Source organism: Caulobacter sp. GW821-FHT12F03 (assembly GCF_058806855.1).
Genome location: NZ_JBXAQC010000008.1, coordinates 39,659 through 52,517 on the forward strand (window position 1 = coordinate 39,659; position 12,859 = coordinate 52,517).

12 protein-coding genes are annotated in these 12,859 nt (G+C 68.8%); 7 read left to right on the forward strand and 5 right to left on the reverse strand.

The genetic code is table 11. The features are described from left to right. The first annotated feature begins 109 nt into the window (after positions 1 to 109). The 4 genes from AC1RN0_RS16520 (at position 110) to AC1RN0_RS16535 (ending at position 3,444) form a co-directional block, all read left to right on the forward strand. Positions 110 to 466 carry a hypothetical protein gene (locus tag AC1RN0_RS16520; RefSeq protein ID WP_492788560.1) on the forward strand — a complete coding sequence of 119 codons (357 nt, stop codon included), beginning with the start codon at positions 110 to 112 and terminating at the stop codon, positions 464 to 466. A 26-nt stretch (positions 467 to 492) separates the two neighbouring features. Beyond that, on the forward strand, positions 493 to 1,044 hold the full coding sequence (locus AC1RN0_RS16525; protein WP_492788561.1) for a hypothetical protein: 552 nt from the start codon (positions 493 to 495) through the stop codon (positions 1,042 to 1,044). Between the two features lie 90 nt (positions 1,045 to 1,134). Then, a complete protein-coding gene (locus tag AC1RN0_RS16530) occupies positions 1,135 to 2,412 on the forward strand; it encodes a nucleotide sugar dehydrogenase (protein ID WP_492788562.1) in 1,278 nt (425 codons plus the stop codon). Between the two features lie 18 nt (positions 2,413 to 2,430). Next, positions 2,431 to 3,444, forward strand: a complete 1,014-nt coding sequence (locus AC1RN0_RS16535; protein WP_492788563.1) for an NAD-dependent epimerase — start codon at positions 2,431 to 2,433, stop codon at positions 3,442 to 3,444. Here the strand turns inward: AC1RN0_RS16535 and AC1RN0_RS16540 are convergent. The 4 genes from AC1RN0_RS16540 to AC1RN0_RS16555 form a co-directional block, all read right to left on the reverse strand. Then, positions 3,441 to 4,517, reverse strand: a complete 1,077-nt coding sequence (locus AC1RN0_RS16540) for an acyltransferase family protein (RefSeq protein WP_492788564.1) — start codon at positions 4,515 to 4,517, stop codon at positions 3,441 to 3,443. The two genes, AC1RN0_RS16535 and AC1RN0_RS16540, sit on opposite strands and share 4 nt — an antisense overlap. A gap of 36 nt (positions 4,518 to 4,553) precedes the next feature. Next, the gene (gene cysN, locus AC1RN0_RS16545; RefSeq protein ID WP_492788565.1) at positions 4,554 to 6,452 is read right to left on the reverse strand and encodes a sulfate adenylyltransferase subunit CysN; all 1,899 of its coding nucleotides are present in this window, start codon (positions 6,450 to 6,452) and stop codon (positions 4,554 to 4,556) included. Next, positions 6,452 to 7,363, reverse strand: coding sequence for a sulfate adenylyltransferase subunit CysD (gene cysD, locus AC1RN0_RS16550; protein ID WP_492788566.1), 912 nt, complete (start codon positions 7,361 to 7,363; stop codon positions 6,452 to 6,454). Before cysD ends, cysN begins: the two co-directional genes overlap by 1 nt. Positions 7,364 to 7,529: 166 nt before the next feature. Continuing rightward, positions 7,530 to 8,600: an AGE family epimerase/isomerase gene (locus AC1RN0_RS16555; protein WP_492788567.1), complete on the reverse strand. Its 1,071-nt coding sequence runs from the start codon at positions 8,598 to 8,600 to the stop codon at positions 7,530 to 7,532. 122 nt (positions 8,601 to 8,722) lie between these two features. On the opposite strand from AC1RN0_RS16555, the gene AC1RN0_RS16560 reads away from it, so the two are divergent. The 3 genes from AC1RN0_RS16560 (at position 8,723) to AC1RN0_RS16570 (ending at position 11,887) form a co-directional block, all read left to right on the forward strand. Further along, the gene (locus tag AC1RN0_RS16560) at positions 8,723 to 9,265 is read left to right on the forward strand and encodes a D-glycero-alpha-D-manno-heptose-1,7-bisphosphate 7-phosphatase (RefSeq protein ID WP_492788568.1); all 543 of its coding nucleotides are present in this window, start codon (positions 8,723 to 8,725) and stop codon (positions 9,263 to 9,265) included. A gap of 73 nt (positions 9,266 to 9,338) precedes the next feature. Continuing rightward, complete coding sequence (locus AC1RN0_RS16565) at positions 9,339 to 10,718, forward strand: pyridoxal-phosphate dependent enzyme (RefSeq protein WP_492788569.1); 1,380 nt, start codon at positions 9,339 to 9,341, stop codon at positions 10,716 to 10,718. Beyond that, positions 10,718 to 11,887: a trans-sulfuration enzyme family protein gene (locus AC1RN0_RS16570; protein ID WP_492788570.1), complete on the forward strand. Its 1,170-nt coding sequence runs from the start codon at positions 10,718 to 10,720 to the stop codon at positions 11,885 to 11,887. The genes AC1RN0_RS16565 and AC1RN0_RS16570 overlap by 1 nt, the downstream gene beginning before the upstream one ends. Here the strand turns inward: AC1RN0_RS16570 and AC1RN0_RS16575 are convergent. Further along, positions 11,817 to 12,785, reverse strand: coding sequence for a mechanosensitive ion channel family protein (locus AC1RN0_RS16575; protein WP_492788571.1), 969 nt, complete (start codon positions 12,783 to 12,785; stop codon positions 11,817 to 11,819). The genes AC1RN0_RS16570 and AC1RN0_RS16575 overlap by 71 nt on opposite strands. Positions 12,786 to 12,859 lie beyond the last annotated feature (74 nt).

Here is a 12,859-nt window from a genome sequence, read left to right on the forward strand (position 1 = left end):
GGGGGGCCGGTCGCGAGACCGGCCCTCTTCGTTTCCACCTTCCGTTTTCATGACTAGACTGGGGCCGGGCCCGGACGATGACGTCCCGCAGCCCCTCAAGGAGACCTCCATGTCCAAGGCCACGCTGACGGGCGCCGAACTGCGTTACGAAGACCGTCCGGAACTGAGCGAAACCTTCGCCGACACCGTGCAACGCATGACCTTCGACGGCCGCACCCTGCGGATCGAGTTCTGCGCCGTCCGCATGGACGACCCGGACGCGAAGGCGAAGAAGCGCACCGGCAAGTCGGTTCCGGTCAGCCGCATCGTTCTCGATCTCGACGGCGCCGTCGACATGCTCAACAAGATGAACAGCCTGCAGGCCGCCCTGAAGTCGAGCGGCGTGATCACCACCAGCGCGGCCCCGGCTCCCGCCGCCCCCGCGCCCGCGCCGGCGGCCAAGGCGGCCGGCAAGTCGAAGTCCTGACCTCCAACCCACGCGGGAGACGCCCCATGCGCACCCTGATCCTGGCCACCCTGATCGCCGCCGGTTTCACCGCGACGGCGGCCCAGGCCGCCGCCCCGGCGGTTCCGACCGCGCCCGCCGCCCCGGCCGCGCCCGCGGCGCCGCTCGGCCCGCCGCGGGCCTTCCAGGGCTACAGCCAGCCCGAGATCACGCCGGTCTACTGCCGGGTGGTCAACGCCGGCCAGACCACCTGCACCCTCCCGGCGATGACTGCCGGCCGCTATCTGGTGAAGGCGTCGGGCACCTCGACCGCCCAGGGTGAAGGCGCGGCCCAGCAGCTGACGATCCTCGTCGGCAACCGGGCCTGTGGCCCCGCCACGCGCAAGCCGGCCCCGGCCGCGCCGTGGACCGCCGGACCCAAGACCATCCGCCTCAACTGCGAGATCCTGGTTCTGACCGACCGTCCGCTGGCCGTGACGGCGGCCTATGCCGACGCCAAGGCGACCAAGGCGGCGGCCGGCCCCACCCTCACGCTCGAGCGGATGCCCTGGGAAGGGGTCCTGGACGTCACCGCGGCGCCCACGCAGCAAGATCCCTAGCCGCAAACAGGGTTCCCTCTTGCCAGCCCGCGCGGGATCGTCGATTGCCGAGGGGTGGGCAAGAGGCGCCCGCGCGTAAGGGTTCGCCGCATGATGATTCCCGCTGACGCCCGCATCTGTGTTCTTGGACTGGGCTACGTGGGCCTGCCGCTGGCGGTGGCCTTCGGCGCCGACCACGACACCCTCGGCTACGACCTGGATTCCGGCCGCATCGCCGAGCTCCGGCGCGGCGAGGACCGCACGCTCGAGGTCGACCCGCACGAGCTGACCGGCAATTCCCGCCTGCGCTTCAGCGACCAGGACGCCGACCTCGGCGATCGCAATGTCTTCATCGTCACCGTGCCGACGCCGATCGACAACGCCCGGCGGCCGGACCTCGGCGCCATCTCCGCCGCCAGTCGCGCCATCGGCCGGCATCTCAAGCCCGGCGCGGTGGTGGTGTACGAATCCACCGTCTATCCCGGCTGCACGGAGGAGGTCTGCGTCCCGATCCTCGAACAGGTTTCGGGTCTGACGTTCAACGTCGACTTCTTCTGCGGCTACAGCCCCGAGCGGGCCAACCCCGGCGACCGGCAGCACCGCCTGTCGACCATCACCAAGGTCACCGCCGGCTCGACGCCGGAGGCCGCGGCCTTCGTCGACGCCCTGTATCGCGCCATCGTGCCGGCCGGCACCCACCTGGCCAGCTCGATCAAGGTCGCCGAGGCCGCCAAGGTGATCGAGAACACCCAGCGCGACCTGAACATCGCGCTGATCAACGAATTCGCGCTGATCTTCAACAAGCTGGGCATCGACACGCTCGAGGTCCTCGAGGCGGCCGGCACCAAGTGGAACTTCCTGCCGTTCCGCCCCGGGCTGGTCGGCGGCCACTGCATCGGCGTCGACCCCTACTATCTGACCCACAAGGCCCAGGAAGCCGGCTACCACCCCGAGGTGATCCTCGCCGGGCGGCGCATCAACGACGGCATGGGCGCCTATGTCGCCGACCAGGTGCTGCGGCTGATGGTGCGCAAGGGCATCAATCCGGTCGGCGCGCGGGCGCTGGTGCTCGGGCTGGCGTTCAAGGAGAACTGCCCCGACCTGCGCAACACCAAGGTCGTCGACATCATCGCCGAGCTGGCCGAGCACCGGCTGGCGGTCGACATCCACGACCCCTGGGTGGACGCGGCGGAGGCCCGGCACGAGTACGACCTGGACCTGACCGAAGCCCCCGACACCGACGCCTATGACGTGGTCATCCTCGCCGTGTCGCACCGCCAGTTTCTCGATCTCGGCGTCGACGGGGTGCGCGCCTTCGGCAAGGCCGAGAGCGTGCTATACGACGTCAAATCCGCCCTGCCGCGCGCGGCCGTGGACGGCCGGCTCTAGCCAGCAGCGAGTATCCCTATGAAGGTCATGGTCACCGGCTCGGCCGGTTTCATCGGTTCGGCCACCAGCCTGCGCCTGCTGGCGCGCGGCGACACGGTGATCGGCGTCGACAGCCTCAACGACTACTATGACCCGGCGCTGAAGCGCGCCCGGCTGGCCCGGACCATTGATCATCCCAACTACACCCAGCTGACCATCGACCTCAGCGACCGGGCGGCGATGGAGGAGGCCTTCGCCACCCATCGGCCGCAGCGGGTGATCAACCTCGCGGCCCAGGCTGGCGTGCGGTACGCGGCGACCAACCCCCACGTCTATGTGCAGAGCAATGTCACCGGCTTCCTGCACGTGCTGGAAGGCTGCCGGCACAACGGCGTCGAACACCTGGTGTTCGCCTCGACCAGCTCGGTCTACGGCGCCAACACCAAGATGCCGTTCTCGGAGCATGACAGCACCGAGCATCCGCTGACGCTCTACGCAGCGACCAAGAAGGCCAACGAGCAGATGGCCCACAGCTACGCCAACCTGTTCAACCTGCCCTGCACGGGCCTGCGGTTCTTCACCGTCTATGGCCCCTGGGGGCGCCCGGACATGGCGCTGTTCATGTTCACCAAGAAGATCCTCGCCGGCGAACCGATCCAGGTCTTCAACCACGGCAAGCACAGCCGCAGCTTCACCTACATCGACGACATCGTCGAAGGCGTGATCCGGGCGATGGACAATGTGCCTGGCGTCAATCCCGACTGGGACGGCCAGAACCCCGACCCGGCGACCAGCGGCGCGGGCCCCTACCGGATCTTCAACATCGGCGCCGAGGAGCAGGTCGAGCTGCTGCGCTACATCGAGGTGCTCGAAGAGTGTCTCGGCCGCAAGGCGATCATGGAAATGCTGCCGCTGCAGCCGGGCGACGTGCCCGACACCGTCGCCGATGTCACCGAACTCCAGCGCATCGTCGGCTACAAGCCGAAGGTCGCGGTCGAGGAAGGGGTGAAGAACTTCGTCGAGTGGTACCGCGGCTACAACGGCGTGCTCTAGGCGGCGGGTTTGCGCCGCAGGCCCCGGATCAGGCGCTGGGCCGGCCGTTCGAACAGGCGATAGCTCGCCTCGCCGAGCGGCAGGCTGACCGCCAGGCAGATGGTCATCCAGACCAGCGGCCCGCCCAGCGCCCGCCCCACGCCGCCGACCTGTTCCATGATCAGCAGCACGGGCACGTGCAGCATGTAGGTCGAGTAGGAAATGTCCCCCAGCCACATCAGCGGCGGCAGGCTGAGGAACCGTCCGGCCGCGCCCGGGCTCACGGCCAGGGCGTAGATCAGCAGCGGCAGCAGCGGCAGACAGAACCACGGCGGCTCTGCGATGAACCGCGCGAAGGCGAAGGCCACCACCAGCACGCCCACCCCCAGCGCGCCGGCCAGCCAGGTCGGCGGAACCCAGCGGTTCGGCGCGATGCTCAGTCGCCAGGCCGCCCAGCCGGCCAGAAACCCGGACAGTCCCCGGGCGAAAGCCGGCCAGCCGCGCGTCACGTGCACGGCGGGGTCAAGGCTGAGCCACAGCGCCAGCGCGCCCGTCACGATCAGCGCCAGCGCCACGGCCCCCCGCGCCGGCAGCCGCCAGGCGGCCAGGGCCAGCACGGGAAACAGGGTGAAATAGACCCACCACTCGATGCCGATCGACCAGGATGGATTGTTCCACACCACGTCCGATCCGATGACCGGCAGCGGCGAGGTGAGCAACAGTTCCTGGATCACTTGCCCGAAATTGAAGGTGGCGTTTGGCAGGACCTTGCCGGCCCGGATCGCCAGCGCCGCCCCGACCAGACCCAGCGCCGTCGCCGTGGCCAGATGCAGCGGATAGATTCGCGCGAACCGCGCCAGGCCGTAGCCCTTCCAGTCCGAGACGCCCCGGCCGCCCTCGCCCAGGTAGGTCAGCGAAATCACAAACCCGGACAGGACAAAGAACAGGTCCACCGCGACCTGGGCCGGAAAGGTGTGGGCGCCCGACCGGGACCACAGCTCCGCATGACCGAGCAGGACAACCAGCGCGGCAAGGCCGCGGATGCCCGTCAGCGGCGCGACCTCGCGCGCGGATCTCGAGGGCGCGATGGCCATCCGTGAAAACGTCCCCCGGGATCGCGCGACCCGCGACTAGTCGCCAGTCTCCAGCCACGCCACGATACGTTCCGCCGCCTCGACCGGCGACAGGGTCGTGGTGTCCACGACCAGTTCAGCGTTTTCGGGGGCTTCATAGGGACTGTCCACCCCCGTGAAGTTTTTCAGCTGCCCGGCGCGGGCCTTCTTGTAGAGGCCCTTCACGTCGCGCTGCTCGGCGACGGCCAGCGGCGTCTCGACGTAGACCTCGACGAACTCGCCGTCCTCCAGCATCTCGCGGGCCATGCGGCGCTCGGCGCGGAACGGGCTGATGAAGGCGGTCAGCACGATCAGGCCGGCGTCGACCATCAGCCTCGCCACCTCGGCGACGCGGCGGATGTTCTCGACCCGGTCCTCCTCGGTGAAGCCCAGATCCTTGTTCAGGCCGTGGCGGACATTGTCGCCGTCGAGCAGGTAGGTGTGCCGGCCCAGGGCATGCAGCCGCTTCTCGACCAGGTTGGCGATGGTCGACTTGCCGGCGCCGCTGAGCCCGGTGAACCAGACGACGCGGCCCTTCTGGCCCTTCTGGGCGGCCCGGGCGGCCTTGTCGATATCGGTGGCCTGCCAGTGGATGTTGTCGGCGCGGCGCAGGGCGAAATGCAGCATGCCGGCCCCGACCGTGCGATTGCTCAGCCTGTCGATGAGGATGAAGCCGCCCAGGTCGCGGTTGTCCTTGTAGGCCTCGAACGGGATGGCCCGGTCGAGCGACAGGTTGCAGACGCCGATCTCGTTGAGCTCCAGCCGCTTGGCGGCGATGTGCTCAAGGGTATTCACCTGCACCCGGTACTTGGGCTCGGTGATCGAGGCGGTCACCGTCTGGGCGCCGATCTTCATCAGATAGGGCCGGCCGGGCAGCATCGGCTCGTCGTCCATCCAGACGATGGTCGACTCGAACTGGTTGGCCACGGGGCTGGGGTCATCGGCGCCGACCAGCACGTCGCCGCGCGAGACGTCGACCTCGTCGGTCAGGGTGATGGTCACCGACTGGCCGGCCTGGGCGCTGTCCAGGTCGCCCGGCAGGACGACGATGCGCGCCACGCGGCTTTCGCGGCCCGAAGGCAGCACCTTGACGCGATCGCCGGGCCGGACCGTGCCGGCGGCGATCTGGCCGCTGAAGCCGCGGAAGTCGAGGTTGGGCCGGTTCACCCATTGCACGGGCATGCGGAAGGCGCGCGAGGGCAGGTCGTCCTCGACCTCGATGGTCTCCAGCCAGCGCATCAGCGGCGGACCGTCGTACCAGGGCGCGGACTCGCTGTGCTCGGTGATGTTCTGCCCGTCGAGGGCGCTCATCGGGATGGCGGTGAACTCGGCCAGGCCGATCTGGTCGGCGAAGGCGCTGTACTCCTCGACGATGGCGTCGAAGACCGACTTGTCCCAGCCGACCAGGTCCATCTTGTTGACCGCCAGCACGATCTTGCGGATGCCCAGCAGGTTGACGAGGTAGCTGTGCCGCCGTGTCTGGGTCAGCACGCCCTTGCGCGCGTCGATCAGCACCACGGCCGCGTCGGCCGTCGAGGCGCCGGTGACCATGTTGCGCGTGTACTGCTCATGGCCGGGCGTGTCGGCGACGATGAACTTGCGGTTGTCGGTGGCGAAGAAGCGGTAGGCGACATCGATGGTGATGCCCTGTTCGCGCTCGGCGGCCAGGCCGTCGACCAGCAGGGCGAAGTCGATCGCTCCGCCCTGGGTGCCGACCTTCCTGCTGTCCGCCTCCAGCGCCGCCAGCTGGTCCTCGAAGATCATCTTGCTGTCGTAGAGCAGCCGCCCGATCAGGGTCGACTTGCCGTCATCGACGCTGCCGCAGGTGATGAAGCGCAGCAGGCTCTTGTGCTGGTGCTGCAGCAGATAGGCGTCGATGTCCGTCTCGATGAGATCGGCGGGCTTGTACGCGCTCATCAGAAGTAGCCTTCCTGCTTCTTCTTCTCCATCGAGGCGGCCTGGTCGTGGTCGATGACCCGGCCCTGGCGTTCGCTGGTGGTGGTCAGCAGCATTTCCTGGATGATCTCGGGCAGGGTCGAGGCGGTGCTCTCGACGGCCCCGGTCAGCGGGTAGCAGCCGAGCGTGCGGAACCGCACCGACTTCATCTGCGGAACCTCGCCGGGCTTCAGCCGGAAGCGGTCGTCATCGACCATGATCAGCGTGCCGTCGCGCTCGACCACCGGCCGGACGCCGGAGAAGTACAGCGGCACGATCGGGATGTTCTCCAGGTGGATGTATTGCCAGATGTCCAGCTCGGTCCAGTTGGAGATCGGGAACACGCGGATGCTCTCGCCCTTGTTCTTGCGGGCGTTGTACAGCCGCCAGAGTTCGGGCCGCTGGTTCTTGGGGTCCCAGCGCTGCTCGGCCGAGCGGAACGAGAAGATGCGCTCCTTGGCGCGGCTCTTCTCCTCGTCCCGGCGGGCGCCGCCGAAGGCCGCGTCGAAGCCGTACTTCTCGAGCGCCTGCTTGAGGCCCTCGGTCTTCCACAGATCGGTGTGGGCGGGGCCGTGGTCGAACGGGTTGATGCCACGGGCCTCGGCGTCGGGGTTCTTGTGCACCAGCAGATCGAAGCCGAGTTCGCGAGCCATGCGCTCGCGCATTTCGTACATCGCCTGGAACTTCCAGGTCGTATCGACGTGCAGCAGCGGGAACGGCGGCTTGCTCGGATAGAAGGCCTTGGCGGCCAGGTGCAGCATGACCGCGCTGTCCTTGCCGATGGAATAGAGCATCACCGGGCGCTCGGTCTCGGAGACCACCTCGCGCATGATGTGAATGCTCTCCGCCTCGAGGCGCTGGAGGTGCGTCAGGCGGGCGGGGGAAATGCTCATCAGCTCATCGAACAGGGGTTGGCGCGCGGGCGCAAGGGACGGGTATGCTCAGAAGTCTTGAGGCCGCCCGTGGACTCCGGGAGGCCTGTTCGGGTGTGCAGGTAAAGGCGGGGCTGGTCCGGCGCAAGCCAGCGCCCGTGGCGCGGCCCGCAGATTTCCTGACAGCCTATCCCGAATTCCGGCAGGCTCCGTCGAGCGCCGAGACCGCGCTGATGATGTGATAGAGCGAACTGCCCGGGGCCGGCTCGTCGACGAAGGTCCCGTCGGGCAGCAGCCGGTCGCGCCACAGACCCGGCACGGGAACGTCCAGATAGCCTTGCAGCCCGGCCGCGCCGGCCAGGACGCCGGCCCAGTCGCGGTTCGCCGCATGGGCGTGCAGCCGCTCGGTCTGCGACCAGAGCCGCGCCGAGCGGTCCCGCGCCGCGAGCGTCTGGTCGAGGCTGAAGATGGCCACGCCCTGCGCGATGCCGCGGGTCTCGCCGATCTCGATCAGGCGCTCGGCCTGCGGACAGTGACCGCGCAGATGGGCGAGCAGCAGCCAGCCCCATTCGAACTGGTGGCCCGGTTCGACGTCGGCGTCGGCCAGCGGGCGCCAGTCAGTGTCGAACAGCTCGATCAGCCCGCCGGTGCGGGGATCGATCAGCCGGGCGAGGGCGGTGTCGGCGATCGTGTCGGCGAGCCGCCGCCAGTCGGAATCCTCGCCGACGTCCGCCCAGGCCTGCACGGCCTCGAACAGGTGCATCATCGGGTTGGCGCGCAGCAGGCCGTCGTCGAGCACGCCGCCGTCCGGCCGCAGCAGGCCGGCGTCCTTCATGGCCTCGCGGGTGCGGATCGCTTCCAGCTCCCGGCCGGCGCCGCTCAGGGCCAGCATAGCGAAGGCCTGCTCGTAGGGATTGGCGGTCTCGTCCAGCGAGGTTCCGTCCGGCGCGGCCAGGATGCGGTACAGGCCGTCGTCGCGGGCGAAGGTGGTGGTCAGCGCTTCCAGCGCATGGTCGCGGGCCTGCCGCCAGGGACCGCTCCAGCCCAGCCGGCCGGCCTCGGCGTAGACCCAGGCCTGCCGGGCCGCGACGCGGGCCCGCCGCGGGCCCTCGATCGCGCGGCCGTCCTGGCCGATCTTCTCGAAACAGCCGCCCTTGTCGCGGTCAAACCCGACCTCCCACCACAGCGGCAGGGCGTGATCGAACAGCCAGGCCTTCAGGCTGTCGTTCAGATCCAGAATCTCGGCGGGTACGGCCACTCTCTTCTCCGCTCATCCCCGCGAAAGCGGGGACCCAGGTGTTTTAACGTTCAGCGCCGCGTTGTCAGGAAAAAAGCCGGGGTCCCCGCTTTCGCGGGGATGAGCGGGTGTTATGCAGAGGCATGGCCGAAACCGCGCGAAAGTTCATGGTGATCTTCGATCGTGACGGCGTGCTCAATGTCGACCACGGCTACGCGTTCAAACCCGAGGAGCTCGAATGGGTTCCGGGCGCGAAGGCGGCCGTAGGGCGGGCCAACGCGGCCGGGGCGATCACGGTCATCGCCACCAACCAGTCGGGCATCGGCCGCGGCTACTACACCGAAGCCGACATGGAAGCCTTCCATGCCGAGATGCTGCGCCAGCTGGCCGCCGAGGGCGCGCGGATCGACGGGATCTATTTCGCGCCGCATCACGAGGCCGCCGCCGAGGAGCGCTACCGCGTCGCCGATCACCCCGATCGCAAGCCCAATCCCGGCATGCTGTTGCGCGCGCTGGCGGACTTCGGCGTGGCCCCGGCGGACGCCTTCATGATCGGCGACAAGCCGTCCGACATGGAGGCCGCGCGCCGCGCCGGGGTCCGCGGGGTGTTCTACGAGGGTCAGGATCTCGAGGCGCTGGTCGGCGCCGAGCTGGATCGTCTGACGGGCACGGGCGTTTCGCGTTAGGCCGCGCCGGCGCTTTCGTCATGCCCCGATCCGGGCTATGCCGGGGTCATCCTTTCCCCAACGGCAGTGTTTCATGACCCTACCCGCGATGGCGAAATCGGCCCTGGACCTGATCGGCGATACGCCGATGGTCGAGGTCACCCACATCGACACCGGCCTGTGCCGGCTGTTCCTCAAGCTCGAAAACCAGAACCCCGGCGGCTCGATCAAGGACCGCATCGCCCGCGCGATGATCGAGGCGGCCGAGGCCGACGGCCGGCTCAAGCCCGGGGGAACCATCGTCGAGGCCACCGCCGGCAACACCGGCCTGGGCCTCGCCCAGGTGGCCAGCGTCAAGGGCTACAGGCTGATCCTGGTGGTGCCTGACAAGATGGCCCGGGAGAAGATCCTCCACCTGCGGGCCATGGGCGTGGATGTACGCATCACCCGCTCCGACGTCGGCAAGGGCCATCCGGAATACTACCAGGACATGGCCCAGACGATCGCCCAGTCGACGGGCGGCTTCTTCGTCAACCAGTTCGAGAACCCCGCCAACCCGCTGGCGCACGAGACCACGACGGGGCCGGAAATCCTCAGCCAGATGGGTGGCGATCTCGACGCCGTGGTCGTCGGCGTCGGCTCGGGCGGCACGCTGACGGGGCTCGGCCGTTACTTCAGGGCGCACTCGCCGAAGACGAAGATGATCCTCGCCGACCCGGTCGGCTCGATCCTCTACGATTACGTCAACACCGGAACCTACGGCGAGGCGGGCAGCTGGATCGTCGAGGGCATCGGCGAGGACTTCATCCCCGACAACGCCCAGATGGACCTGGTCTCGAAGGCCTACGCTATCTCCGACCGCGAAAGCGTCGAGAGCGCCCGGCTGCTGCTGGAGAAGGAGGGCATCCTCGCCGGCTCCTCCTCGGGCACCCTGTTCGCGACCGCCCTGCGCTACTGCCGCGAACAGACCACGCCGCAACGCGTTGTCAGCCTGGTCTGCGACACCGGCGGCAAGTACCTGACCAAGATGTTCAACGACATGTGGGTCGCCGCCCACGGCTTCGAGGACCGGCCGAAGTACGGCGACCTGCGCGACCTGATCGCCCGTGACTTCTCCGAGGGCGGCGTGATCGCGACGGGTCCGGACGACAGCCTGCTGACGGCCTACAACCGCATGCGCGCGGCCGACATCAGCCAGCTTCCGGTGATGGATCACGGCAAGCTGGTCGGCATTCTCGACGAGAGCGACATCCTCGCCGCCGTCGGCGGTCGCGAGGGCCGGGCCGACCGCTTCGGCCAGAAGGTCGCCGACGCCATGACCCGCGAGGTGAACACCCTGCAGGTCCAGCAGTCGCTCGATGAGCTCCGGCCGCTGTTCGACCGCGACGAAGTGGCGGTGGTGATGGACGGCGAAAAGCTCGTCGGCCTGATCACCCGCGTCGATCTGATCAACCACCTGCGGCGGACCGCCTGATGACCAACGACGGCAAGAACCGCCTGGCCTTCGCCACGCGCACCATCCACGGCGGCCAGGCCCATGACCCGACCACGGGCGCGGTGATGGTCCCGATCTACGCCACCTCGACCTACGCCCAGGAGAGCCCGGGCGTGCACAAGGGCTTCGAATACGCCCGCAGCCAGAACCCGACCCGCTTCGCCTTCGAGCGCTGCGTGGCGAACCTGGAGAGCGGTGTGGCGGCGTTCGCCTTCGCCTCGGGTCTGGCGGCCGCCTCGACGACGCTGGAGCTGCTCGACAGCGGCGCCCATGTGATCGCCTCGGACGACCTCTACGGCGGCAGCTACCGGCTGATGCAGCGGGTGCGGACGCGCTCGGCGGGCCTCGCCTTCAGCTTCGTCGACATGACCGATCCGGCGGCCATCGAAGCGGCCATCCGTCCCGAGACGAGAATGATCTGGGTCGAGACGCCGACCAATCCGACCCTGCGCCTGGTCGATCTCGCGGCCGCCGCGGCGGTGGCGAAGAAGCACGGCCTGATCAGCGTCGCCGACAACACCTTCGCCAGCCCGTACGTCCAGCGGCCGCTGGAGCACGGCTTCGACCTGGTGCTGCATTCGACGACCAAATACCTCAACGGCCACTCCGACATGGTCGGCGGCGTCGTGGCGGTCGGCGAGAACCAGGCGCTCGAGGAGCAGATGCGCTTCCTGCAGAACGCCGTCGGCGCCGTGTCCGGACCGTTCGACAGCTTCCTCGCCCTGCGCGGCCTCAAGACCCTGGCCCTGCGCATGGAGCGCCACTGCCAGAGCGCCCTGCGCATCGCCCGGTGGCTGGAGGCCCGCGACGACGTCGCCCGGGTGATCTATCCAGGCCTCGAAAGTCATCCGCAGCACACGCTGGCGCAGCGTCAGATGAACGGCTTCGGCGGCATCATCTCGGTGGAGATCGCCGGCGACCTGGCGCGGGCGCGGCGGGTGCTGGAGCGGACGCAGTTGTTCACCCTGGCCGAGTCGCTCGGCGGGGTGGAGAGCCTGATCGAGCATCCGGCTATCATGACCCACGCCTCGATCCCGCCCGAGCAAAGGGCGGCGATCGGCATCAGCGACACCCTGATCAGGCTTTCGGTGGGGATCGAGGACTGCGACGACCTGCTTTCGGATCTTTCGCAGGCGTTTTCGACCTGAACAGGGAGCGGTGCGGGATCGGCGCCGACTGGTCCACGGCGCTCGACGGCCGGGGCGGCGCCAGCACGCAGGCCGGATCCTCCGACAGCAGGTGCGCGGCCAGCATCAGGTCCGTGCGCACGGCCGAGACGTCGTCGCGCACCACCCAGACCCGCACGGCCGCCTGGGCGAAGGCCTCGGTCAGGTCGATCACCTCGATCAGCGGCGGCGGCTCCTTGCGCACCCGGGGGTCGCTCTCGACCCGCTCGCGCAACCGCTGCAGCACCGCGATGATGTCGGCCTTCAGCGGGACCTTGAAGACCACGTCGACGCGGCGTTTCGAGTGGGTGCTGTAGTTGAGGATGACGTCGCCGAACACCTTGCCGTTGGGAATGACGACCTTGATGTTGTCGGCGGTGGCCAGTTCGGTGACCAGCAGGTCCAGGGCCCTGACCGTGCCCTGGCGGCCGGCGCTTTCGATCACGTCCCCGACGCGGTAGGGGCGAAAGATCAGGATCATCACCCCGGCGGCGATGTTCGACAGCGCCCCCTGCAGCGCCAGGCCGATGGCCAGCGACGCGGCGGTCAGGACGGCGAGGATCGAGGTCGCCTGAACCCCCAGCTGCTGCAGCACCGCCACCAGGCCCATGGCCAGGACGCCGAACCGGACCACCGATCCGACGAAGGTCTGCAGCGTCGGGTCGGTCGGGTGACGGGCCGAGTGCAGCCTCGCCAGCGCGCGCTGGACCAGCCGCGAGGCCCAGCCCGAGGCCCAGACCGCCAGGGCCAGGATCAGCGCGGCGGCGATGAGGTTGACCGCCAGTCGGCCGCCGACGTCCCGGAACTGGGTCAGCAGGGCCTCTCCGGTCGAGAGGTGGCGAAGCAGTTGCGGGTCGACCGCGTCCGGCAGAATGTTCATACGGTCTGGCTTGCTGTGTGACGCCCCGTCCGTCAACGGTCACGACAATCGCCGGGTTCCGGGACCGGCCGCAA